The sequence below is a fragment of the Synechococcus sp. CCAP 1479/10 genome (genome assembly GCF_019038515.1).
Classification (GTDB): Bacteria; Cyanobacteriota; Cyanobacteriia; order PCC-6307; family Cyanobiaceae; genus Cyanobium.
In genome coordinates this window covers 1-22,772 of record NZ_JAFKRJ010000027.1, presented here as the reverse complement: position 1 = coordinate 22,772, position 22,772 = coordinate 1, and the positions used below count along the sequence as shown (strand labels likewise).

Sequence of the window (22,772 nt, the reverse complement as noted above, 5' to 3'; positions counted from 1 at the left end):
GCGCGTCGAGCAAAGATGAAATATTCCTATGGCTAGATGATAATTCAGAAGTTCATGTTTCGCACAAATGCCTTAAAAAAAACAAGCCCCATGAAGGGGCTTGAGCGTATAGGTTCTGAACGGGTGCTCAAGTCAGAGCGCAAGTGAGGCCGCCATCGGTGGCGACGGTAATCGTGGCCACCGATGCAGCAGCGGAAGTCGCCGTTAGGCAACGAATGCCGGAAACCGTTGCACCCCAGGTAGCAACATAGTTCTGTGAGCCATCTGAGGAACAGGTGACGCCACCGGCGGTGGGTGCAACCCCGACGCCCCCAGAGGCTTTGAACGTGGCACATTCCTTGGCAAGGCCCACAGCTTGGCCGATGGCAGCACCGGCGGCAGCGGCAGTACGGGCACCGAGGAAGTTGGGCAGGGCCACGGCGGAGAGGATGCCCACGATCGCCACCACGATCATCAGCTCGATCAGGGTGAAGCCTTGAGCCACCTTCGACTTCTTCTCGCGCAGGCTGCGCATCAGCGCCAGTTTGGTCTTGGGGGAGATGTTCATTGGAAAAGCTGGGAAGCTCCTGACTCGATCCAGTTTATGCACCGTAAGGAGTGACGTCCATGAGGTCCCCGTTGTGGAGGGCAGAGCGGCATTGTTGTATCTCCTAAGGTTCGGAACCCTTGATGGGGCAGGGTTCGGCGGGTTGCCCACTCTCTGCAGCACTGGCGGAGTGACGGCCTTTTCATTGTTCATTACGATCCAATTGGCGTCGGGTCTTGCCGAGTTCTAATGAAGCTCTTATGAAAATGATGGGTTTTTCTCGGTTGCCAGGTCAGTTCGGCTGGCCTTCCCAGGCGTTTTCGATGCGCCGGCGCCTGCTGGGGCTCAGTCTCCTTGCCGTTCTGGGGGGCTATGCCCTCCTGATCGGCGCCACCGCCCTGCTGGCCAGCCAGGAGCGACGCGACCAGCACCGTGCCACCGCCGCCAGCGTGCGGCAGGTGCTGCTGTCGCGGCGGCCCGTGCCAGGCACCCTCAACGAGATCAGTGACGCCCTGGCCCGGTTGATCAGCCCAAACTTCCTCGGCTGGGTGGAGACCGAACAAGGCGTTCCCTATGGTGCAGCCGACCAGATCCGCCTGTTCTCCATTCCCACCGGTGTGCCGCTGACGCGTCTGCCCGCCCAGGGGAACGGCCTCGGCCAGGTGGCCGTGCTCCACTTCGGGGGACTCACCTATCTCACCAGTTCGGAGCAGATCCATCTCGGGTCGCGCAAGGTGCGCCTTCGCTTCCTGGAGGACATCACCCAGAAGCTCGCCCAACAGCGGTTGCTGCTCACCGTTCTGATGGTGGCCGCCGGCCTGGCCACCTTATTCACGGGTCTGCTGCTGCGGCCGGTGCTGGTGCGGGGCCTTGCCCCTCTGCATGATCTGGGGCTGCGCATGCAGGCGATCAGTTCCGACACCCTCGACAGCCAGCGGGTGTCGGTGGCCGCCCAGCCCCGGGAGCTGGCCCCCATCGCCGAGGCCTTTAATGACCTGCTCGATCGTCTCTCGGCCTCCTGGGAGCGCCAGAGGGGTTTCGCCAACGGCGTCAGCCACGAGCTGCGCACCCCGATCAGCCTGATCCGCAACTACGCCGGCCGCCTCAGGCGTCGCTCCCATGGGCTCTCGGAGGAGGATGCCGCCCAGCTGGGGCTGATCGAGGAGGAGGCGGGCCGGATGGGGAAGCTGGTGACGGATCTGCTCGCCCTCACCCGCATCGATGCCAACCGCACCTTGATGCCCTTCGAGCCCTTCGATGTGGCCCAGGCGATTGAGCGGGTGGCGGAGCGGCTGCGTTCCCGCTGCCACGGCCGCCTGCGGATCTGCCCCGGCGCCACCCAGGGCTCACGCACCTTCGCGCTTGGGGATGCCGACCGCTTCGAGCAGTGCCTGGCGAATCTGATCGAAAACGCCCAGAAATACGATCCCAGTGGCGGCCCGATTCAGCTACGGCTCGATGCCAGCCTTGATCGGGTGGTGGTGCACGTGATCGATGCCGGCCCGGGCGTTCCCGACCGCGAGAAGACGCTGATCTTCGAGCGTTTCGGCCGGGGGCGCAACACCGCTGCCATCCCCGGCAGTGGGGTGGGCCTGGCGGTGGTCAGGGCGCTGATGGAGGCGATGGGGGGGAGCGTCTCGGTGGCGGATTTGCCGGAGGGGGGCGCCGATTTCCAGCTGCGCCTCAAGGGCGCGGCTCCCCTTCACGCAGCATGAAGCCCACGCCGCGGACCGTCTGGATCAGGGTGGGAAGCCCTTCGGGCTCGATCTTGCGGCGCAGGTAACGGATGTAGACCCCCAGCAGATTCTCGTCGCCGAAGTGGTTTTCGCCCCACACCTCGCGCAGGATCTCCTCCCGCTCCACCACCCGTCCGGTGCCGCGCAGCAGGCAGAGGAGCAGGTCGTATTCGCGCACGGAGAGGGAAATCGCCTGGCCCGCCCGGATCACCTCCCGGGTGGCGGTGTTCACCGTGAGATCGGCGCAACGCAGCAGGTCGGATTCGGCCACACCGCGCCAGTAGGCGGTGCGCCGCAGCTGGGCGCGGATGCGGGCCAGCAGCTCCTCGATGGAGAAGGGTTTGAGGATGTAATCGTCGGCCCCGGAATCGAGCGCCTCGACGCGGTCGCGGATGTCGTCGTGGCAGGTGAGCATCAGCACGGGGGTGATGTCACCGCTGGAGCGCAGCCGCCGGCAGATCTCGACGCCGCTGAAATCGGGCAGCGTCCAGTCGAGCAGCACCAGATCGGTGCAGGCGTCCCTCAGGTGCATCAGCGCGCCCTGGCCGTCTTCGGCCTCGGTGACGTCGTAGCCCTCGCAGTTGAGTTCCCCGGCCAGGAACGTGCGCATCCGCTGGTCGTCCTCGACGATCAGCAGCCGCGACTGGGAGGTGGCCTCCGCCATCCTCAGCGGGGCGGCCCTTCCTTCAGCATGAAGCCGACGCCGCGCACCGTCTGGATCAGGGTGGGCTGGCCGGCGGGCTCAAGCTTGCGGCGCAGGTAGCGGACGTAGACATCGAGGAGATTGTCGTCGCCCAGCCAGTTCTCACCCCAGAGCGCATCGAGGATCGCCCGCCGCTCCTGCACCTGATTGGGGTGGCGCAGCAGATGCATCAGCAGATCGAACTCCTTGGCCGTGAGGTGAATCGACTCTCCGCCCCGCGCCACTTCCCGGCTGGCGGGATTCACCTCCAGATCGGCCATCCGCAGCAGGCCGCCTTCCTGTTCATCGATGCCGCTGCGACGCAGGCGGGCCCGCACCCGGGCGAGCAGTTCCTCGATCGAGAACGGCTTGATCAGATAGTCGTCGGCGCCGGAATCGAGCGCCTCCACCCGTTGCTGCACCTCATCCCGGGCCGTGAGCATCAGCACGGGAGTGGAGATGCCCCCTTTGCGCATCCGCCGGCACACCTCGACGCCGCTGAAATCGGGCAGGTTCCAGTCGAGGAGCACGAGATCCCATGTCTGGCTGCGGATCCGGCCCAGGGCCTGCTGGCCGCAGGAGGCTTCTTCACACTCGTAGCCCTCGACCGCCAGCTCGGAGGTGAGGAAGCCGCGCATTTCAGGGTCGTCGTCGACGATCAGGAGGCGGGCGCTGGTCATCTGATCGGAAAGGCTGAACGACGCTCGGCCACGATGGAAGTCAGCACTCTGGAGTTGAGTGGCGCATATGATGCACATTATACCAGCGTGAGAATTCACCTGCAAGCACACCTGCAGGCACTCTTGCAACGCGGTAGAAATCCCATTGCATCACTGCCACCTTCCTGTAGGCCCGGTGAGTACGGCCCGATGTCGATCCCCGTGGCCTGGCTTGACGTCGACGCCGTCAGAGGCATAAATTCCGCCGCACTTCACGGCTGCCGGAGTTATCCGTGACTCCGCTGATCGGCCAGCCGCCACATTGGCAATGGGCAAGGTTACTCTTCTGGCGATCCTCCACAGCTTCCGGCGTTCCTGATCTGCGCCCGTTTGAGCGCAGATGCGCACGACTCCGGGGCATGCCCGTCCACTTGTGATACCAAAGTCCACTGGTGATGCCGACATGGAGGCCCCCCGGGTCGCAGGCTCCACCCTCGCGGAACGGATGGCGCGCTGGGGCCTGGCGATCGTGGTCGTCTACGGGCTGATCGCCCTGGCCACCCCGCTGCTGGTGCACGGGGGCCTGCTGAGCGATCCCAATGCGGGCCTGGAGAACCCCATCTACGCACCGCCCTCCTTCGGCCACTGGTGCGGCACCGATCGCCTCGGCCGTGACGTCTGCGTACGCACGCTCTCCGGCAGCAGCGTCGCCCTGCAGGTGGTGCTGACTGCCCTGGTGCTTGCCCTCGCCATCGGCGTTCCCCTCGGCATGGTGAGCGGCTACCTCGGCGGCGGGGTCGATCGCCTGCTGGTGCTGGTGATGGACACCCTGTACACCCTGCCGGTGCTGCTCCTCTCTGTTGTGCTCGCCTTCCTGCTGGGCCGGGGCCTGCCCAACGCCGCCGCCGCCCTCTGCGTGGTGTACGTGCCCCAGTACTTCCGGGTGGTGCGCAACCAGTCGGCCCAGGTGAAGGCGGAGCTGTTCATCGAGGCAGCCCGCTCCCTGGGGGCCGGCCCCGCCTGGATCATGCGCCGCTACCTGTTCCGCAATGTGATCACCTCCGTACCGGTGCTGCTCACCCTCAATGCGGCCGATGCGGTGCTGGTGCTGGGGGGGCTGGGTTTTCTTGGGCTCGGCCTGCCCGAGACCATCCCGGAATGGGGCAGCGACCTGCAACAGGCGCTGACCGCCCTGCCCACCGGCATCTGGTGGACCGCCCTGTTCCCAGGGCTGGCCATGTTCGTCCTGGTGCTCGGCCTGTCCTTCCTGGGCGAGGGCCTGGAGAACTGGCTGAGCGGCGTTCCGGCCGGTGAGCGCGGCTGAATGTCTACGGGCCGCCCCCAAATGCCTGGGGTAGCGTTCCAGTGAACGGCGGCTGCGGCGATGCCCTGGTGGTTGGATCTGGCCCTGCTGGCCCTGGCCGTGGCCCTCTGGCAGAAGGCGGGCAACACGCCCGACGACGTCTGGAGCGTCTTCCAGAAGTTCCTGGCCTTCGTGGCCGTGCTGGTGGTGCTGCTCGGCGGCCGCCAGCTGCTGCTCGAGATCCTGGCCCTGGGTCTCACCTTCTGGCTGCCGAGCGCCTCCCGCTTCGACGGCGGCCCCCTCAACAGCGAAGCCGCACGGTCCGCGGAAGCTCCTCGAGGATGGCGCCTTCCGGGCTGAGGGCCGGATAGGGGCGCCCCTCGCGGCGGCACCAGTCCGCCACCTGCGGATAGGCCCACTCGAACAGCAGCCGGGAGTACTGCTCCGGCGCCAGCCCTTCGCCCCGGGTCGGCAGGCCGCCCTTCGCCTGCCGCTGCCTCAGCGCCTCGAACAGCAGGATCGCGGTCGCCACCGACACGTTGAGCGACTGCACCATGCCCACCATCGGAATCACGATCGCCTGGTCGATCGCCGCGGCCGTCTCCTCGCTCAGTCCCCACTTCTCCGCCCCCAGCACGAAGGCCGTGGGTCCGGTGAAGTCACAGTCGCGGTAGTCGACCGCCCGGGCCCCCAGGTGGGTGCCGTAGAGACGGAAGCCGCCGGCCTTGAGCTGGGCGATGGCGTCGCTGCTGCTCCGGTGGCGGTGCAGCGCCACCCACTTCTGGCTGCCCAGGGCCGTGCTGTTGAAGGTGGGCGTGCGCCCCGGGAGGCTGACGGCATGGGCTTCGAGCACCCCCACCGCATCGCAGCTGCGCAGGATCGCCGAGAGGTTGTGGGGCTTGTCCACCTGCTCCAGCAGCAGCGTCAGATCCCCCATGCGGCGATCGAGCACCGCGCGCAGGCGCTCGAAGCGGCGGGGCAGCAGCGGCATCGGCGTGGCAAAACGCCATCATCGGCGTTGCCCTCCCTGTCCCCCGCGCCGCGTCCGCCATGGCCAGCCCGGTTGCCGCCGACTCCGGACGCCCCTTCGACCGTCGCGTCTACGCGATGGTGGCCCACATCCCCCCCGGCCAGCTGGCCACCTACGGCCAGGTCGCCGAACTGATCGGGGCCTGGGGCTGCGCCCGCCAGGTGGGCTGGGCCCTGCGGCGACTGCCCCTGCCCTCCGAGGTGCCCTGGCACCGGGTGGTGAATGCCCAGGGGCGCATCGCCATGAGCCCCGGCCGGGAGGGCAGCGACTGGATGCAGCGGGAGCTGCTGCTGGCCGAGGGGATCGCCGTGGCCCCCGATGGGCGCCTGCCCCTGGCCCGGCACCGCTGGTATCCGCCGGCCGAGCTCCTGCCAGCGGCCGGCGACGCCTGGACGCCCGAGCCCTCTGGCCCAGCCCAGCGGTCCTGTACAAAGGACTGATCCGTCCCGGGAGTCCGCCGATTCACGCCAGCGACGTCGTCCCCGGCCTGGCCTCCCGGCAGCTGGCCTGGCAGGTGCTGCAGGCGGTCGCGGCAGGGGCCTACGCCGATGCCGCCCTGGACCGGGAGCTGGCCTCCCTGGCCCGCGCAGGCGGTGGCCTCTCGCCCGCCGACCGCGCCCTGGCCACCGAGATCGCCTACGGGGCCATCCGCCAGCGGCTGCTGCTCGACGCCTGGATCGACGCCCTCGGCAAGGTGAGCGCCCAGCGCCAGCCCCCGGCCCTGCGCTGGCTGCTGCACGTGGGGCTCTACCAGCTTCTGTTCAGCGACCGGGTGCCGGCGGCGGCGGCAGTGAGTACCACGGTGGCGCTGGCCAAGCGCGCCGGCCTGGCCAAGCTGGCGCCGGTGGTGAACGGCTTGCTGCGCTCCCTGCTGCGGCGGCGCGAGCGGCCGGCCGGCAGCGGACCCGACCAGGAGCCCTGGGATGGGCTGGCGCTGCCGGCCGACCCGGCCGCCGCCCTGGCCGTGCGCCGCTCCCTGCCCCCCTGGCTCGCCACCGGGCTGCTCGACTGGCTGCCGCCGGAGCGGGCCGAGGCCTTCGCCCTGGCCTGCAACGCGGTGCCGCCCCTCGACCTGCGGGTCAATGGCCTGCGCACCACCCGGGACGCCCTGCTGCAGCGCTTCACGGATGCAGGCGTGGCCGCCCGCGCCCTGCCCGGTGCTCCCCACGGCCTCACCCTGCTGGAGCGGGTGGGCGATCCCCGTGAGCTGCCGGGCTACGCCGAAGGACTCTGGTGCGTGCAGGACCGCAGCGCCCAGGCCATCGCCCCCCTGCTCGACCCCCGACCCGGCCAGCGGATCCTCGATGCCTGCGCCGCCCCGGGGGGCAAGAGCACCCACCTGGCGGAGCTGATCGGCGACCGGGGTGAGGTGTGGGCGCTGGATCGCTCCGAAGCCCGGCTGCGGCGAGTGGATCGCAATGCCGAGCGGCTGGGGCTCACCACGATCCGCTCCCTGGCCGCCGACGCCACCGGCCTCGGGGAGCTGAAGCCCCACTGGCAGGGCAGTTTCGAGCGAATTCTCCTCGATGCCCCCTGCTCGGGACTCGGCACCCTGGCCCGCCACCCCGACGCCCGCTGGCGGATCACCCCCGAGGCCATCGACGGGCTGGTGATCCTGCAGCGCCAGCTGCTGGAGGCGATGCTGCCGCTGCTGGCCCCCGGCGGCCGGCTCCTCTATGCCACCTGCACGGTGGAACCGCGAGAGAACGGCGCCCTGATCGCCGCACTGCTGGCGGCCCATCCGGACTGGAGCCTGCTCGAGGAGCGTCAGTGGTGGCCCACACCTGCCGTGGCGGAGTGCGGCGGTGGCGACGGCTTCTACGCGGCGCTGCTGCGGGGGCCGGGCACCGCCTAGGGGGGTGGCGGTGGGGCGGCGACGGGGGGCGGCGGCGGCAGCGGGGCGGCGGGTTCCGGCGGTGGGGGCGGGGGGATGGCCGCGTCGCGGGAGCGGGGTGCGGCGACGGGATTGTTCGGCGGCACCGGCTGGGTCGGCTCGCTCTGGGTGGGCGGCTGTTCCGTGGAGGGCTCCCGGTCGGGGGGATCGGTGCGGCTGGGCTCCTGCACCGGCGGCTGCCAGCGGGGGCTCTCGCGGCTGCCGCTGTCCTCCGGTCGGGCGTCGCGCTCGGTGGTCTTCTTGCCCGGCACCGGCTTGAAGGTGCCGGTGAGCTTCGGCTTGGGCGGGAACGTCTGCACCGGCATCCCCTTGGTCACCGGCTCCATGAACGTCCGCCAGGCGTAGGTGGCCAGCACGCTGGTGGTGCCCGTCTCCCGGTTGTTGTCGTAGCCCAGCCAGACGCCGGTGGTGAGCTGGGGGATGGAGCCGATGAACCAGAGATCCCGCCCCCCTTCCGAGGTGCCCGTCTTGCCGGCCACCGCCCGGTCGGCCAGGGCGGCGCCGCCGCCGGTGCCGCCCTGCACCACCTGCTGCAGCATCCAGACCATCGCGTCGGCGACGTCGCTGCTCACCGCCCGGGTGCCGCGGGGGCCGTTGGCCCGCCGCGACCAGAGCAGCTCCCCTTCCGGCCCGTAGATCTCCTCGAAGGGCAGCGGCTGGATGTACACGCCGCGGTTCACCAGCGCCGCATAGGCCGCCGTCATGTCGAGCACCGTCTGCTCGTTGGCGCCGATCGCCATCGACAGGTACCGGCCCAGTTCCCGGTGGATGCCGAGGCTCTTGGCGGTGGCGATCACCGGGTCATAGCCCAGCTTCTGGAGCAGCCCCACCGCCACGATGTTGAGGGAGTTCTGCATGGCCGTGGCCAGGCTCACCCGGCCCATGTAGCGGTTGCCGAAGTTCTTGGGGCAGTAGCTGCCGAAGCACCGTGCCGAATCCAGCACCGTGTCCTCCGGCTTCATGCCCAGCTTGAGGGCTGTCAGGTAGACGAACAGCTTGAAGGTGGAGCCCGGGGAGCGCAGCGCCTGGGAGGCCCGGTTGAACTGGGTCTTCTCCCAGTCCTTGCCCCCCACCATCGCCCGCACCAGCCCCGTGCCGGGCTCCATGGCCACCAGGGCCCCCTCCATGCTGCCGGTGGCGTAGGAGTCGATCGTCTTCTGGGCCTGGGCCTGCCAGGCCGCATTCAGACCGCTGCGGATCGTGAGTCCGCCCACCTCCAGCTGCTCCTTGCTGAGCACTTTTGGCAGCTCCTGCTCCAGCCAGCTGGTGTACCAGGGGGCCGGGTTGTAGAAGAACTTCGGCTCCGCCGGTTTCAGCGCCAGGGGGGCGGCGTCGGCCCGCTGCAGCTGCTCATCGTCGATGAAGCCCGCCTCCCGCATGCGCTGCAGCACGATCGAGCGCCGCCGCAGCGCCACCTCCGGATTCACCAGGGGCGAATACACCGAAGGGGCCGGCGGCAGGCCGGCGATCAGCGCCGCCTCCGGCAGGGTGAGCTGGTCGGGACGTTTGGAGAAGTAGATCCAGGCCGCATCGGAGACGCCGTAGGCGCTGGAGCCCAGGTAGACGTAGTTGAGGTACTGCTCGAGGATCTGCGCCTTGCTCAGCTGGCGCTCGATCTTTCCGGCCAGGGCCGCTTCCTTGAGCTTCCGCATGATCGTGCGGTCCTGGCTCAGGAACACGGTGCGGGCCAGCTGCTGGGTGATCGTGCTGGCGCCCTCCTCCACGGCACCCTGCTGGACGTTGCGCATCACGGCCCGGCTGATGCCGAGCAGATCGATGCCGTCGTGCTGGTAGAAGCGCCGGTCCTCGGCGGCCACGAAGGCGCGCTGGATCAGCAGCGGCATCTTGCCGGCGGGCAGTTTCTCGCGGGTGGCGGGCCCCTTCTTGAGCACCACCTGGCCGTCGGAGGAGAGGATCGTGATCGTCCCCGGCCGGTTGAAGCTGGTGATGCGGCCCGCATCGGGGAGCATCCCGTCGAGGGCGCGCACCAGGGTCGTCTGCCCCAGGGCCACCACTCCGCCGACGGCGGTCGCCGCCAGGGCCGGGGCGAGCAGGCGCCAGCCGGAGCGTCGCTTAGGCCGGCTGGGTGGCGGCTCACCGGGTTGCCGCGGGCCGCTGGTGGCCGTCGACAGGCCCACCCTGGTCATGGCAGCGGTGCCGTCAGCGCAGCGATGCGGGTCAGATCACTGTGGCCGATGGCCAGGGCGGTGACAAGCATCCCCAGCACCAGGAACGGCTGGGCGCTGGCCTGGTACTTGACGTCGAAGGCGACGGGATCGCGCAGCAGCCAGATGTCCTGGAAGGTGATCTGGGGAATGATCAGCAGCACCAGAAGCACGGCGGCGAAGTGCTGGCCGATGGCGATCAGCACCACCACCATCGCCAGCTGGAAGATGTCGATCATGCCGGCACTGATCCAGCTGGCCCGCTGGATGCCGAACACCACCGGCAGCGATTGCAGGCCCAGGGCCCGGTCCCCTTCAACGCTCTTGAAATCGTTGACGACGGCGATGCCCAGCCCCGCCAGGCTGTAGGCCAGGGTGAGCAGGGCCGTGCTCCAGGTGAGCTGGCCGAACAGGGCCTGGCCGGCCCACCAGGGCAGGGCGATGTAGCTGGCGCCCAGGGCGTAGTTGCCCAGCCAGCCGTTCTGCTTCAGCTTCAGCGGTGGCGCCGAATAGATGTAGCTCACGAACGAGCCGCCCAGGGCCAGCAGCAGCAGCACCGGTGTACTGTGGCCGGCCCAGACATCCAGGCCCCAGGCCACGGCCAGCCCTGCCAGCAGCAGCACCACGATCTGCAGACGCACCTGGCCGAGGGGAATCGCCCCGGAGGGGATCGGCCGGTAGGGCTCGTTGATCGCGTCGATCTCGCGGTCGTAGTAGTCGTTGATCGTCTGGGTGTAGCCGGCCAGCAGCGGCCCGCTCATCAGCATGCAGGCCACGGACGCCCCCACCTCCGGCAGGGTCCAGTGGAAGTTGCCGGAGGCCGCCGCCCCGCAGATCACCCCCCAGATCAGGGGGATCCAGGTGACGGGCTTCATCAGCTGCAGCCGGATCTTCCAGATGTTGGAGGTGCCGGTGGCGCCCTTCATCCCGAGCAGCTGCCGGGCGCCACCGGAGACGCCTGGGGAGCCGGCGCTGGGTTCGGGGCTCTGGCTCATGGGTTGGGCCGTCTCAGGCAGGGGTGATTTCGTCGTCGAAGAACCAGGTGGTGGTGCCGCCGCTGAGCTCCACCACCACACCGATGCCGGTGCCGTCGGTGACACGGAAATCCTTCACCGTGCCGGTGGCATCGGCCTTGAGGGCGGCCACTAGGCCGGCCGGGATCCGATCGCGCACGCGGGTGACCCGCACCTTCGAACCGATGGTGATGCCAGCCTGGGCCATGTCCGGCGCGATTAGAAAGTCGCGCAACCCTAACAGCGAACCCGTGGTAGCCAAGCGGATCATCCCCTGTCTCGACGTGGCCGACGGCAGGGTGGTGAAGGGGGTCAATTTCGTCGGGCTGCGCGACGCCGGCGACCCGGTGGAACTGGCCTGCCGCTACAGCGCCTCCGGGGCCGACGAACTCGTCTTCCTCGACATCGCCGCCAGCCACCAGGGCCGCGCCACCCTCGTCGACATGGTGCGCCGCACCGCCGAGGCGGTGACGATCCCCTTCACGGTGGGGGGTGGCATCGTCAGCGTCGATGGCATCACCGAGCTGCTGCGGGCCGGCGCCGACAAGGTGAGCCTCAATTCCTCGGCGGTCCGCACCCCCGAGCTGGTGACGGCCGGCGCCGATCGCTTCGGCTGCCAGTGCATCGTGGTGGCCATCGACGCCCGCCGCCGCCCCAGCGGTGGCGAGGAGCCCCCGGGCTGGGACGTGTTCGTCAAGGGGGGGCGGGAGAACACCGGCCTCGATGCGGTGGCCTGGGCCCGACGGGTGGTGGCGCTCGGGGCCGGGGAGATCCTGCTCACGTCCATGGACGGCGACGGCACCCAGGCGGGCTACGACCTCGCCCTGACCCGGGCCGTGGTGGAGGCCGTGGAGGTGCCGGTGATCGCCTCCGGAGGCGCCGGCTGCATCGACCACATCGCCGCCGCCCTCGAGGTCGCCGGTGCCTCAGCCGCCCTGCTGGCCTCCCTGCTGCATGACGGGGTCCTCACCGTCGAGGAGATCAAGACCGACCTGCTGCAGCGGGGCCTGCCGGTGCGGCCCCTGCTGACGGCCCTGGCGGCGGGCTGAAGCGCTCGCCGCAGCGGCGATCGCACCGCCTCCCTCAGGCGCCGTAACATTGAGTAACGTCCGTGGCCTCCGGTGCATCGTTGAACGCCTTCCTGCTGCTGCCGACGCCCCTGTTCACGGTCATCGCACTGGTGGTGGTCGTGGTGGTGATCGCGCTGGTGGCCTGGGCGCTCCAGCTGATGCAGGCCGCCACCGACCGCCGCGAGTTCTCCCTGATGCTCGCCGGCTGCATGGTCTGCTCGGCGGCGGTGGGCCTGGCCACCGTGATGGTGCTCACCTTCACCAGCCCGGTGCGGCTCGAGGCCCGTGGTCTGGCGGCCCCCGACCATGAAGTGACCGGCGTCAGCCTGGATGCGATCGTGCTGCCCTGGGACGACTCCCTGACCCTGCAGGGCAAGGGCTGATGCCCGATCCCACCCCCGATCCACCCCGATTTGGCCACCGTTGATCCCCGGCAGATCAGCGATCTGTTCGACACCATCGCCCCCCGCTACGACCAGCTGAACGATCTGCTCAGCCTGGGGCTGCACCGGCTCTGGAAGCGGCAGGCCCTTCTCTGGTTGCGCCCCCGCCCCGGCCAGCGCCTGCTCGACCTCTGTTGCGGCACCGGCGACCTGGCCCTGGTGCTGGCCTCCCGCGTCCGGCCCGGCGGGCTGGTGCTGGGCCTGGATGCGGCCGCCGCCCCGCTGGCCATCGCCGAGGGCCGGGCGGCGCGCCAGCCCTGGCTGCCCCTGCAGTGGCAGCAGGGCGATGCCCTGGCCACCGGCCTGGCCGATGGTTGGGCGGATGGGGCGGTGATGGCCTACGGCCTGCGCAACCTGGCCGATCCAGCCGCCGGCCTGGTGGAGCTGTTGCGCCTGCTGCGGCCGGGTGGTCGGGCGGCGGTGCTGGATTTCAACCGGCCCGATCCGGCCTCAGTGCCGGCGGCCTTCCAGCGCTTCTACCTGCGCCGCCTGGTGGTGCCGGCCGCCCGTGCCGTGGGCCTGCCTGAGCAGTACGCCTGGCTGGAGGAGAGCCTGGCCCGCTTCCCCACCGGCCCGGTCCAGGAGGAGCTGGCCCGCTGCGCCGGCTTCACCACGGCCCGCCACCGCCCCCTGGCCGGCGGCCTGATGGGGTTACTGGAGCTGCAGGCCTGAGGCGATCTGGCAGCATCAAACCGACTTCCCTGCCGTCCTGGCCCGTACCCGACCGGCGCACCATGCTCTTCCAGGACATCATCGCCAGCCTCAACCGGTTCTGGGCCGACCAGGGTTGCCTGATCCTGCAGCCCTACGACACGGAAAAGGGCGCCGGCACCATGAGCCCCCACACCGTGCTGCGGGCGATCGGCCCGGAGCCCTGGGCGGTGGCCTACCCCGAGCCCTGCCGGCGCCCCACCGACGGCCGCTACGGCGACAACCCCAACCGGGCCCAGCACTACTTCCAGTACCAGGTGCTGATCAAGCCCTCCCCGGACGCCATCCAGGAGACCTACCTGGCCTCTCTCGAAACCCTGGGCATCCACGCCGCCGACCACGACATCCGCTTCGTGGAGGACAACTGGGAATCCCCCACCCTCGGAGCCTGGGGCGTGGGCTGGGAGGTGTGGCTCGACGGCATGGAGGTGACCCAGTTCACCTATTTCCAGCAGTGCGGCGGCCTCGACTGCCGGCCCGTGTCGATCGAGATCACCTACGGCCTGGAGCGGCTGGCGATGTACCTCCAGGACGTGGAGAGCATCTGGGACCTGCGCTGGAACGGCGAGCGCAGCTACGGCGACATCTGGCTGCCCTTCGAGAAGGGTCAGTGCACCTACAACTTCGAGGCCTCCAACCCCGAACGCCTGCTGCAGCTCTTCGCTCTGCATGAGGCCGAGGCCGCCGATCTGGTGGCGGCCGGGCTGCCCGCCCCGGCCCTCGACCACGTGCTCAAGTGCAGCCACACCTTCAACCTGCTGGAGGCCCGCGGCGTGATCTCGGTGACCGAGCGCACCGCCACCATCGGCCGCATCCGCCACCTGGCGCGTCAGGTGGCCGAGGCCTGGCTGGAGGAGCGCCGCGCCCTGGGCTTCCCCCTGCTGAACGAACCGCCGGCGTGAAGCGCACCCTGCTGGTGGCGGTGCTGGTGCTCGGCGCCTTCCAGGCCGGCCGCCTCACCGAACGGGCCATCTGGCCCTGCCGGCTGCGGCCCCTGGCTGCCCTGGTCGCGCCGCTGCTGGGTCAGGAGCTGCCCAGCCCCCAGCTCTGTGAACTGATGCTCAAGCTGCCGAGTTTCTGAGGCTCAGGGCGTGCTGGCCACCGCCGTGCCCCTGGGAGCGCCGCCGAAGAAGAACTTCACACCGATTTCGATGCCGTTCATGTTCACGGAAAAGCCGTTGGCCTGCTGGTCCCCGTTGTTCCATTTCAGGCCCATGTAGCGCCAGGAGACGTTCAGATCGGTGTTGTCGCCGACCGCATAGCCCAGGCCCACCTGGGCATTGCCGCTGAGGTCCTGCTGGCCGCCCAGGCCGAAGCCGCCGATGTCGCCGCGGGCGAAGGCCCGCAGGCGCGGCGAGAGGAAGACGGTGGCCTGGGTGCCCACCAGGGGCTGCACCCAGGTGCGCTGGAAGTTGCGGGTGGGCTCCAGCAGGGTGCGTCCGAAGGGGCCGTCGAGGGTGGCGGCCAGGTTGAGGCGGCCATCGATCAGCCGGATACCGGCATAGGGGATCACCGTGTAGGTGCCGGGCTTGCCCAGGGCCGATTCCCGCTCGCCGAACCGGTAACGCAGGGCGAAGTCGTAGATCCCCAGGGTCTGGCCCACATCGGCCGTCGTCGTGAACAGCTGCCGGGGGCCGACCAGGCGCGCCGCCGAGTCGCCCAGGCTGGTGTACCAGAGGTCGGCCTGCAGGCCCACCCGGTCCTTTTCGATGCTGCCGCGGGCGGAGGCGGCGAACCGCAGGATGTCGAGGATCTCCCCCAGGTCCTGGTCCACCTCCGCCTCCTGGCCCCGGATCGTGGTGGTGCCAAGGGTGCGCAGCGGTGCGAAGCCGTACAGCTCGACGGTGCCGCTCCAGGGGGGGGCGGACGGGGTGGCCGGGGCCGGCTCCCCGGAGGCCGGCTCCGCCTGAGCCCTCTCCTGCGCCGTCGCCTCCGCCGGGCCTGCGGGCGGCAGCCGCAGCTCCTGGCCGATCCAGGTGGCCTCCGTCGCGCGGCCCCGGCTCGGCTCGGCCAGGCTCGCCGCCGGCACCAGGGCCGGCAGCACCAGGGCCAGGCTGGCCAGGACAGGCAACGGGCGGGGCTTGCTCTCGTTCATGGGGAGGGGAGGGGCGTTCAGGACGTTCAGGCCCGGAGGCTGGTCCGGGGATGTTCGCCGAACAGGCTGTGGTAATCGCGGGCGAAGTGCCCCGCGTTCATGAATCCCCACTGAGCGGCCAGCTCGGAGATCCGCGTGGCCTGCGGATCGGCCGCCAGCAGGGCCTGCCGCATGCCGTGCAGGCGACGGATCTTGAGGTACGCCATCGGGCCCATCCCCAGGTGCTCCCGGAACCCCTGCAGCAGGCTGCGCCGACCGGCCGCGACCTGGCGGCAGAGCCCATCGAGGCTGATCGGTTCGTGGGGATGCTCCGCCATCCAGGCCTGGGCGGCCTTCACCAGCTCGATCCGGGCCGGCGGCCGGGCCAGCCGCTCCCCGTGGCCGCTGCGGTGCACCAGGGCCTCCACCAGCAGGGGCACCAGATCTCCCCCCAGCCGCCGGCGGATCGCCGGATCCTCCAACAGGGCCGGCGACCGCTCGGCCAGGCGGAAGATCCGGCGCAGGCAGGCCCTCACCCCCTGGAAGCGCAGCGGATCGATCGTCTCCCAGTTGACACCCTCCAGCTGCTCCTCCAGCCCCGGTCCGCCCAGATCCCGGGCCCATTGCAGGAAGGTGTCCCGATCCAGGCTCAGCAACGCCAGGCTGCAGCGCTCGGGGGTGGTGAGGTGGATCTCACCGCGTGCGGAGAGGCCGAAGAACGCCGTGGCCGGCAGCTCCAGGCCGTGGGAGCGCATCACGGGCCGGCCGGCGGTCTCCTCCAGGTCGAGGGCGATCAGCTGGCGGCCGCTGGGTTTGGCCCCACCCGCGTGCAGGGGCCGATCGAAGCGCAGCCGCAGGACCTGGAGCGCGCCCAGGTCGAGGGCCAGCAGCTCGCTGCTCAGACGGCCGCCGGCGAGCTGGGTGAGCTGCACCGGCAGCAGGGGGCTGAGCACGGCCTCCAGGCGGGCGATGTCCTGGACGGACCGGGAGACGGGAACGGCGGAACCGCACTTTTTGAGTGTTCGGATCGCGCCGCTCTGTGCATCCTTTGGGGGCGTGTCCTCCGGATCCGTGGCGACCGTCACGTGACAACTGGGGGCCTTTGCCCTCTTCCTACCCCACTTCCTCACCCGCCGGGTGTTCCCCGCCATGCCCAACGGCCAGCCCAACATCCTCATCCTCTGGGGCGATGACATCGGCCAGAGCAACCTCAGCTGCTACAGCGACGGCCTGATGGGGTACCAGACCCCCAACATCGACCGGGTCGCCAGCGAGGGCGGCCGCTTCATCCACTACTACGCCGAGCAGAGCTGCACCGCCGGCCGGGCGGCCTTCATCTCCGGCCAGAGCGTGTTCCGCACCGGCCTGAGCAAGGTGGGGCTGCCGGGCGCCGAGCTGGGCTACCGCCCCGAGGATCCCACCATCGCCGAACTGCTGCAGCCGCTGGGCTACCGCACCGGCCAGTTCGGCAAGAACCACTTCGGCGACCGCGACGAGCATCTGCCGACGATGCACGGCTTCGACGAGTTCTTCGGCAACCTCTACCACCTCAACGCCGAGGAGGAGCCGGAACTGCCCGACTATCCCAAACCGGAGGACTTCCCCGATTTCCAGAAGAACTTCGGCCCCCGCGGCGTGCTGCACTGCTGGGCCAACGGTGATGGCACCCAGCGGATCGAGAACACCGGCCCGCTCACCAAGAAGCGGATGGAGAACTGCGATGAGGAGTTCCTCGCCGAGGCCAAGCGTTTCATCCGCGATGCCGTGGCCTCCGGCGAGCCCTTCTTCGTGTGGTTCAACACCACCCACATGCACTTCCGCACCCATGCCCGTCCCCAGGACGTCGGTCAGGCGGGGCGGTGGCAGTCGGAGTACCACGACGTGATGATCTATCACGACAACTGCATCGGTGAGATGCTCGACCTGCTCGATGAGCTGGGCATCGCCGATGACACGATCGTGATGTACAGCACCGACAACGGGCCCCACATGAACAGCTGGCCCGATGCCGGCATGACCCCGTTCCGCAACGAGAAGAACTCCAACTGGGAAGGGGCCTACCGGGTGCCGGCCCTGGTGCGCTGGCCCGGAAAGATCGCGCCCGGCACGCTCTTCACCGGCATCGTCAGCCATCTCGACTGGCTGCCCACCCTGGTGGCGGCGGCCGGCGAACCGCAGATCAAGGAGAAGCTGCTGGAGGGCCACACGGTGGGCTCCAAGACTTTCAGGATCCACCTGGATGGCTACAACATGCTCGACTACTGGACCGGCCAGAGCGACAAGAGCCCCCGGGTCGAATTCTTCTACTTCTCCGACGACGGCGACCTCACCGGCCTGCGCTACGACAACTGGAAGTTCGTGTTCATGGAGCAGCGGCAGCAGGGCACCTGCCAGATCTGGGCTGAACCATTTGTGGAGCTGCGCCTGCCCAAGATCTTCAACCTGCTCACCGATCCCTATGAGCGGGCGGACATCACCTCCAACACCTACTGGGACTGGATGCTGGACCACGCCTTCGCCCTGGTGCCGGCCCAGACGATCGTGGGCCGGTTCCTGGCCACGTTCCAGGCCTATCCGCCCCGCCAGAAGGCGGCCAGCTTCTCGTTGGGCGATGTGATGAACAAGATGGCCTCCGCCGCCAGCGGCGGCCACTGAGGGGGTCTCTCCTGCCACCCCCGCCATGACCCCGGAGCGCTCCCCCTCACCGACGCGATCCGCCCCGGCCCCCCGGCCGGGGCGCCCGCCGGCGCGGGACATGGTCTGGATTCCCGAGGGTTCCTTCGAGATGGGCTCCGACCACCACTACCCGGAGGAGGCTCCGGCCCACCGGGTGGCGGTGGGGGGCTTCTGGATCGACCGCACCCCGGTCACCAACGCCCAGTTCCAGAAGTTCGTCAAGGCCACCGGCTACGTCACCCTGGCGGAGCGGCCGGCCGATCCGGCCGACTATCCCGGAGCCCTGCCGGAGCTGCTGGCCCCTGCCTCGATCGTGTTCGTGCCGCCGCCCGGGCCGATCGGCACGGGCGATCCCTACCGCTGGTGGCAGTACCTGCCGGGCGCCTGCTGGCGCCATCCCGAAGGGCCCGGCAGCTCGATCCGGATGCGGGAGCACCATCCCGTGGTGCATGTGGCCCACGGGGATGCGGCGGCCTACGCCGCCTGGGCCGGCAAGCAGCTGCCCAGTGAGGCCGAGTGGGAGCGGGCCGCCCGCGGCGGCCGCGAGGCGGGTGAGTTCGCCTGGGGGGACGAACTGCACCCCGGCGGCCGGCCCATGGCCAACACGTTCCAGGGGGACTTCCCGCACCACAACAGCCTCCTCGACGGCTGGGAGCGCACCTCGCCGGTGGGGGCCTTCCCGGCGAACGGCTACGGCCTGCTCGACATGATCGGCAACGTCTGGGAGTGGACCGACGACTGGTACGGCGGCCATGCCGCCACGGGCGACCAACCCGAAGGGTGTTGCCGGCAGCAGGCCAGCATCGATCCGGGCTCCCAGCATGGGAACCAGCCGCGCAAGGTGGTGAAGGGCGGGTCCTTTCTGTGCGCCCCCAGCTACTGCCGCCGCTACCGGCCCGCCGCCCGCATGGCCCAGGGGATCGACACCTCCACCTGCCACATGGGTTTCCGCTGCATCGTGAGGGGCTGATCCATGCCGGAGTTTCCCCTGGTGGAGTGGCTCGAGCGGTTCGCCGTCGGCCTGCGCTTCGTGCTCGAAGGCGTGTCGCTGGTGTGCGTGGCGCTGGGGTTCGCGGCCACCCTGCTCCAGGCCGTGCGCCAGCGGCTGGGCCCCGGCCGCCACCGCCGCGAACCCGTCAGCCGGCGCTTCAACAGCCTCCGTCTCACATTCGGCAGCTGGCTGTCGATGGCCCTGGAGTTCCAGCTGGCCGCCGATATCGTCGCCACCACCACGGCCCCCTCCAACCAGAACCTGATTCAGCTGGGTGTCATCGCCGTGATCCGCACCTTCCTCAACGTCTTCCTGGGCCGGGAAGTGGAGCTGGAGTTGAAGTTCGAGGAGGCCCAGCGCCAGCAGCGTCAGCAGAGTTCCACCACCGAGACCCTTTCTCCCTAGATGGCCAACCTCAACAACGAACTGGCCAAGGAGCGCAACCGGGCGGCGGCTGAGCGCACCCTGATGGCCTGGATCCGCACCTGCCTGTCACTGATCAGCTTCGGCTTCGGCCTCGACAAGATCATCGGGGCGATCAACAGCAGCCGCTTCGATCGCAGTGCCCATGCCGGCCTGAGTGTGCGGCTGGTGTCCATGGGCTTCATTCTGGTCGGAATCCTGGCGATGGCGGCGGCCACCCGCCAGCACCTGCGCACACTCAAGCTGATCCGGCGTGACGACTTTCTCTATGCCGATCAGCGTTCGATCAGCACCCTGACGGCCATCGCACTCACAGTCATCGGTGTTGTCGCGTTTGCGCTGCTGGTGATGGGTTCCCCTCTCGGCTGATCACCATGCGCGAAGCCGCCGGCGTTCTGGTCTCGGCCACCATCGTCATCCTGATGTTCAGCCTTGGCCTGGGGCTGAAGCGGTACCCGTTCCTGCTGCTCAGGGATCGCCCCGCCTTCCTCTGGCGTGTGCTGCTGGGCACCTGTGTGCTGGTGCCCCTGGCCGGGCTGGCCCTGGTGCTGATGCCCCTGCATGGCCTGCTGAGTCGGCCCGCCTGGGTGGCGATGGCCCTGATGCTGGCCTGCCCCAGCGCCCCCCTGATCCTGTTCCGGGTGCGCAGCAGCGGCGGCACGGCCGAGCTGGCCGCGCGGCTGCAGATCGGCGCGGCGCTGCTGGCGATCGTCACGGTTCCGCTGATGGAGGTGATCTTCCGCACCGGCGCCGGCCTGCGGGGCTGGGAGGTGGCCGACTGGGGGATCACCCCCGGCCAGGTGGCGGGCCAGGTGCTGAAGGTGCAGGTGCTGCCGGTGGTCGCCGGGGTGCTGCTGGGGCAGTGGCAGCCCGAGCTGGCGCGGCGCTGCAGCCGGGCCCTCGGGTCCCTGGCCACCGTGCTGCTGATGGTGATGATGGCGGCCCTGCTGCTGCTCGCCGGCCGGCAGCTGCTGCCCTTCCTGCAGCAGAACCTGGTGGCCCTGGCAGGGATGGCCGTGCTCAGCGTGCTCAGCCTGGCGATCGGTTACGGGCTGGCCGGTTCGGACCCGCTGGAACGCCGCACCGTGGCCCTGGTCTCGGGCATGCGCAACACCGGACTGGCCGCCCAGCTGGCCCTGACCTACGGCAAGGGGTTGCCGGGCCTGATCCCCGGCCTGCTCAGCTACGTGTTGATCACCGTGATCATCAGCACCCTGTTCCTGAGCTGGCAGAAGCGGCAGCTGCCGTCCGCCGGCTGAGGCATCCCACCTGATCAGCCCTGCTTCGGCACGGTGCTTCGGTTGCCGTTGCGGATGGCGTGATAGCCCGGCGAGAGGATCTCCACGTCGGCGGCGGCGAACTGATCCTGAAGGGCCGCCAGCACCTCCGAAAGGGTCTGGCGGTAGGTGTCCGGTGCGCGCACGAAGGCCGTGAGCTCATAGCTGATGTGGAAGTCGTTGAGGGCGGTCTGGAGCACGAACGGATCGATCTCGTCGGTGATGCCAGGGACGCTTTGCGCTGCCGCCAGCATCAGCGCGTGCACCTGCCGCCAGGGAACGTCGTAGCCGATGGTGATCGTGGTGGCGATCGCCACGGGCTGGCTGATCTCCCGGCGGGAGAAGCTGTAGTTCACCACCGAGGCGCCGATCACGCTGGCATTGGGAATGCTCACCAGTTCGTTGCGCGGTGTCTGCAGGCGGGTCACCAGCAGGGCCCGGTCCTGCACCACCCCCACCACCCCGTTGATCTCCACCCGGTCGCCTTCGCGGAAGGCCCGGGTGTAGATGAGCATCAGGCCGCTGATGATGTTGCTGGCGATGGCGCTGGAGCCCAGCGCCGCCAGGGCGCCGATGAACAGACCGGCCCCCTGGAACACCTTGCTGCCGGAGCCGGGGATGTAGGGGAAGGCCGCCGCCAGACCGGCCATGCAGAGCAGGATCGCCACCAGCCGGGCCGTCGGCAGGGCCCACTCCTGGTAGAAGCCGGGAAGCCGGATCCGGCCATGGTCGACGGCGCGGAACCACGACTGGCTGGCGCGGATCGCCAGCACGGTGATGACCACGATCACCCCGATCGAGACGAGGTTGGGGATCGCCTGCACGATGCCGCCCAGGAACCCCAGCACCACCGTCTTGATCTGGCCCCGCAGACCTTCGGCGATGCCGGCGGTGGGTGGGAAGAAGCCCAGCAGCAGCGGAATCAGCAGGTAGCTGATCACCAGCACCAGCGACCAGTGCACCACCTGGCGCAGCCACTGCATGATCTGTCGCACGTGGTCCGCCTCGACGAACCCGCCCAGCCCCAGACGACTCAGCTCCTGCATCATGAAGCGGGGGCGTTCGGCGAAGTGCAGCCGGAGCCGCCGGTTGAGCCCCCCCTGCACCCGCAGCCACAGGATGTAGAACCCCAGCACCAGCGCCGCCAGGGCCGTTCCCCTCAGCCAGGACCCGATCGTGTGGCTGCCCCGGTAGCTGGTGATCGCCCGCCGCATGCCGTCCCGGTAGCGCAGCGCCAGTTGCTGCCGCGTCACCCCGAAGCAGGCCGCCGCGCGATCGCCCACGGCCAGTTCGGGGTTGAAGCGACCGTCCTGCTCCCTGATGCCCACCAGGGAGAAGGGGGGCTCGTCCTGCACCACGAGCTGGTGGGGCTGGACGGTGTGATCCTGCGCCACTTCCAGCAGGCGGGCATTGGCGCGGCGCACGTACTCGTCGAGCTTCTGGGCGGCCGGGGCCCGGCGGATCTCCAGGTAGCGGCGGCCATCGAGGCCGACGAACAGGGGCGTGGTCGCACAGCCCTGGGCGGCCGCCGCCGTGGTGCCGCCCTCGCCGGCCCATGCGGGCCTGGGCGGGCCCTGGCCGACCCCCAGGCCAAGGCAGAGCAGGAGCGCCAACAGGGCGATCTGACGTCCGAGGGTCAACGGCCGCCACGTGAATCTCTGCCGCTGCATCACCGATCACCTGGATCCGCCGAGGGGATTGTCCCGTGGCGCTGCCAGGAGTGTCGATGGCGGCGGGGGCCCACGGCCGCCATCGGGAACCCTGGAGCATGCTCCGCTCCCCCCTGCTGCCGCTGCTGCTGCTGCTCGTGGTGCTGGTCCAGGCCCAGCTGCGGCCGCTCCAGCCCGGACCGGCCGACCCGCTGCGGCTGCTCGCCGGTGGCGATGGGCCGCAGCCGGTGATCCTGCAGGGCCGTCTGCTGGGCGACCCGGTGGCCGCCGGGGCCCCCGTGGCCGGAGCGGCGGGGCAGGCGACGGGTCCGGGTCCCTGCCGGGTGCTGCTGCAGACGGCCGGGGGGCGCAGCGAGCTGGTCTTCCCCGCCTGTCCGGCGCTGCGCGAGGGCTGGGGCGTGCGGGTGAGCGGGCTGCTGCGGCGCCCCC

At 69.8% G+C, this 22,772-nt stretch carries 25 protein-coding genes and 1 pseudogene; 16 read left to right on the top strand and 10 right to left on the bottom strand.

Annotated features, from left to right (window positions below; genetic code table 11):
• Nucleotides 1-127 precede the first annotated feature (127 nt).
• A complete protein-coding gene (locus KUG39_RS17320; protein ID WP_286193107.1) occupies nt 128-547 on the bottom strand; it encodes a prepilin-type N-terminal cleavage/methylation domain-containing protein in 420 nt (139 codons plus the stop codon).
• A 302-nt stretch (nt 548-849) separates the two neighbouring features.
• On the opposite strand from KUG39_RS17320, the gene KUG39_RS10455 reads away from it, so the two are divergent.
• Complete coding sequence (locus tag KUG39_RS10455) at nt 850-2,241, top strand: sensor histidine kinase (RefSeq protein WP_216914969.1); 1,392 nt, start codon at nt 850-852, stop codon at nt 2,239-2,241.
• Here KUG39_RS10455 and KUG39_RS10450 read toward each other — a convergent pair.
• Nucleotides 2,210-2,926, bottom strand: coding sequence for a response regulator transcription factor (locus KUG39_RS10450; protein WP_190610927.1), 717 nt, complete (start codon nt 2,924-2,926; stop codon nt 2,210-2,212). The two genes, KUG39_RS10455 and KUG39_RS10450, sit on opposite strands and share 32 nt — an antisense overlap.
• A gap of 2 nt (nt 2,927-2,928) precedes the next feature.
• Complete coding sequence (locus tag KUG39_RS10445) at nt 2,929-3,624, bottom strand: response regulator transcription factor (RefSeq protein ID WP_094586123.1); 696 nt, start codon at nt 3,622-3,624, stop codon at nt 2,929-2,931.
• Between the two features lie 442 nt (nt 3,625-4,066).
• Here KUG39_RS10445 and KUG39_RS10440 point away from each other — a divergent pair, with 442 nt between their 5' ends.
• The gene (locus KUG39_RS10440) at nt 4,067-4,927 is read left to right on the top strand and encodes an ABC transporter permease (RefSeq protein ID WP_094586122.1); all 861 of its coding nucleotides are present in this window, start codon (nt 4,067-4,069) and stop codon (nt 4,925-4,927) included.
• Between the two features lie 60 nt (nt 4,928-4,987).
• Complete coding sequence (locus tag KUG39_RS10435) at nt 4,988-5,266, top strand: hypothetical protein (RefSeq protein ID WP_216914967.1); 279 nt, start codon at nt 4,988-4,990, stop codon at nt 5,264-5,266.
• Here KUG39_RS10435 and trmH read toward each other — a convergent pair.
• On the bottom strand, nt 5,208-5,897 hold the full coding sequence (gene trmH, locus KUG39_RS10430) for a tRNA (guanosine(18)-2'-O)-methyltransferase TrmH (RefSeq protein ID WP_216914965.1): 690 nt from the start codon (nt 5,895-5,897) through the stop codon (nt 5,208-5,210). The two genes, KUG39_RS10435 and trmH, sit on opposite strands and share 59 nt — an antisense overlap.
• Nucleotides 5,898-5,956: 59 nt before the next feature.
• Here trmH and KUG39_RS10425 point away from each other — a divergent pair, with 59 nt between their 5' ends.
• Both KUG39_RS10425 and KUG39_RS10420 read left to right on the top strand, forming a co-directional pair.
• On the top strand, nt 5,957-6,376 hold the full coding sequence (locus tag KUG39_RS10425; RefSeq protein ID WP_216915043.1) for an MGMT family protein: 420 nt from the start codon (nt 5,957-5,959) through the stop codon (nt 6,374-6,376).
• Nucleotides 6,373-7,791 carry a 16S rRNA (cytosine(967)-C(5))-methyltransferase gene (locus KUG39_RS10420; protein WP_216915041.1) on the top strand — a complete coding sequence of 473 codons (1,419 nt, stop codon included), beginning with the start codon at nt 6,373-6,375 and terminating at the stop codon, nt 7,789-7,791. Before KUG39_RS10425 ends, KUG39_RS10420 begins: the two co-directional genes overlap by 4 nt.
• Here the strand turns inward: KUG39_RS10420 and KUG39_RS10415 are convergent.
• Genes KUG39_RS10415 through petP form a run of 3 tightly spaced genes read right to left on the bottom strand, consistent with a single transcriptional unit; the run spans nt 7,788 to nt 11,216 of the window.
• Complete coding sequence (locus tag KUG39_RS10415) at nt 7,788-9,977, bottom strand: transglycosylase domain-containing protein (protein ID WP_216914963.1); 2,190 nt, start codon at nt 9,975-9,977, stop codon at nt 7,788-7,790. The two genes, KUG39_RS10420 and KUG39_RS10415, sit on opposite strands and share 4 nt — an antisense overlap.
• Complete coding sequence (gene chlG / locus KUG39_RS10410) at nt 9,974-10,990, bottom strand: chlorophyll synthase ChlG (RefSeq protein ID WP_216914961.1); 1,017 nt, start codon at nt 10,988-10,990, stop codon at nt 9,974-9,976. Before chlG ends, KUG39_RS10415 begins: the two co-directional genes overlap by 4 nt.
• 13 nt (nt 10,991-11,003) lie before the next feature.
• Nucleotides 11,004-11,216: a cytochrome b6f subunit PetP gene (gene petP / locus KUG39_RS10405; RefSeq protein WP_094586115.1), complete on the bottom strand. Its 213-nt coding sequence runs from the start codon at nt 11,214-11,216 to the stop codon at nt 11,004-11,006.
• Between the two features lie 43 nt (nt 11,217-11,259).
• On the opposite strand from petP, the gene hisF reads away from it, so the two are divergent.
• From hisF to KUG39_RS10380, 5 genes are all read left to right on the top strand, one after another.
• A complete protein-coding gene (gene hisF / locus KUG39_RS10400; protein WP_190610939.1) occupies nt 11,260-12,057 on the top strand; it encodes an imidazole glycerol phosphate synthase subunit HisF in 798 nt (265 codons plus the stop codon).
• A gap of 80 nt (nt 12,058-12,137) precedes the next feature.
• A complete protein-coding gene (locus KUG39_RS10395) occupies nt 12,138-12,461 on the top strand; it encodes a hypothetical protein (protein ID WP_094586113.1) in 324 nt (107 codons plus the stop codon).
• Between the two features lie 30 nt (nt 12,462-12,491).
• The gene (gene ubiE / locus KUG39_RS10390; RefSeq protein ID WP_216914959.1) at nt 12,492-13,193 is read left to right on the top strand and encodes a bifunctional demethylmenaquinone methyltransferase/2-methoxy-6-polyprenyl-1,4-benzoquinol methylase UbiE; all 702 of its coding nucleotides are present in this window, start codon (nt 12,492-12,494) and stop codon (nt 13,191-13,193) included.
• A 62-nt stretch (nt 13,194-13,255) separates the two neighbouring features.
• Complete coding sequence (gene glyQ / locus KUG39_RS10385) at nt 13,256-14,134, top strand: glycine--tRNA ligase subunit alpha (RefSeq protein WP_190610942.1); 879 nt, start codon at nt 13,256-13,258, stop codon at nt 14,132-14,134.
• On the top strand, nt 14,131-14,313 hold the full coding sequence (locus KUG39_RS10380) for a hypothetical protein (protein ID WP_159815919.1): 183 nt from the start codon (nt 14,131-14,133) through the stop codon (nt 14,311-14,313). Before glyQ ends, KUG39_RS10380 begins: the two co-directional genes overlap by 4 nt.
• Before the next feature lie 3 nt (nt 14,314-14,316).
• Here KUG39_RS10380 and KUG39_RS10375 read toward each other — a convergent pair whose 3' ends face one another.
• The gene (locus KUG39_RS10375; protein ID WP_216914957.1) at nt 14,317-15,327 is read right to left on the bottom strand and encodes a hypothetical protein; all 1,011 of its coding nucleotides are present in this window, start codon (nt 15,325-15,327) and stop codon (nt 14,317-14,319) included.
• A 26-nt stretch (nt 15,328-15,353) separates the two neighbouring features.
• A complete protein-coding gene (locus KUG39_RS10370) occupies nt 15,354-16,259 on the bottom strand; it encodes a helix-turn-helix domain-containing protein (RefSeq protein ID WP_353617375.1) in 906 nt (301 codons plus the stop codon).
• A gap of 196 nt (nt 16,260-16,455) precedes the next feature.
• On the opposite strand from KUG39_RS10370, the gene KUG39_RS10365 reads away from it, so the two are divergent.
• From KUG39_RS10365 to KUG39_RS10345, 5 genes are read left to right on the top strand one after another with little or no spacing between them, the layout of a single operon-like run.
• The gene (locus KUG39_RS10365) at nt 16,456-17,961 is read left to right on the top strand and encodes an arylsulfatase (protein WP_216914953.1); all 1,506 of its coding nucleotides are present in this window, start codon (nt 16,456-16,458) and stop codon (nt 17,959-17,961) included.
• Between the two features lie 25 nt (nt 17,962-17,986).
• Nucleotides 17,987-18,952, top strand: a complete 966-nt coding sequence (locus KUG39_RS10360; protein ID WP_216914951.1) for a formylglycine-generating enzyme family protein — start codon at nt 17,987-17,989, stop codon at nt 18,950-18,952.
• 3 nt (nt 18,953-18,955) lie between these two features.
• On the top strand, nt 18,956-19,378 hold the full coding sequence (locus tag KUG39_RS10355) for a DUF1622 domain-containing protein (RefSeq protein ID WP_216914949.1): 423 nt from the start codon (nt 18,956-18,958) through the stop codon (nt 19,376-19,378).
• The gene (locus KUG39_RS10350) at nt 19,379-19,765 is read left to right on the top strand and encodes a YidH family protein (protein WP_216914947.1); all 387 of its coding nucleotides are present in this window, start codon (nt 19,379-19,381) and stop codon (nt 19,763-19,765) included.
• Nucleotides 19,766-19,770: 5 nt separating this feature from the next.
• A complete protein-coding gene (locus tag KUG39_RS10345; protein ID WP_216914945.1) occupies nt 19,771-20,655 on the top strand; it encodes a bile acid:sodium symporter family protein in 885 nt (294 codons plus the stop codon).
• Between the two features lie 14 nt (nt 20,656-20,669).
• Here KUG39_RS10345 and KUG39_RS10340 read toward each other — a convergent pair whose 3' ends face one another.
• Nucleotides 20,670-22,313: a mechanosensitive ion channel domain-containing protein gene (locus KUG39_RS10340; protein WP_286193106.1), complete on the bottom strand. Its 1,644-nt coding sequence runs from the start codon at nt 22,311-22,313 to the stop codon at nt 20,670-20,672.
• A gap of 128 nt (nt 22,314-22,441) precedes the next feature.
• On the opposite strand from KUG39_RS10340, the pseudogene KUG39_RS10335 reads away from it, so the two are divergent.
• Nucleotides 22,442-22,772 (top strand): annotated as a pseudogene (locus KUG39_RS10335) (ComEC/Rec2 family competence protein); the annotation flags it as partial.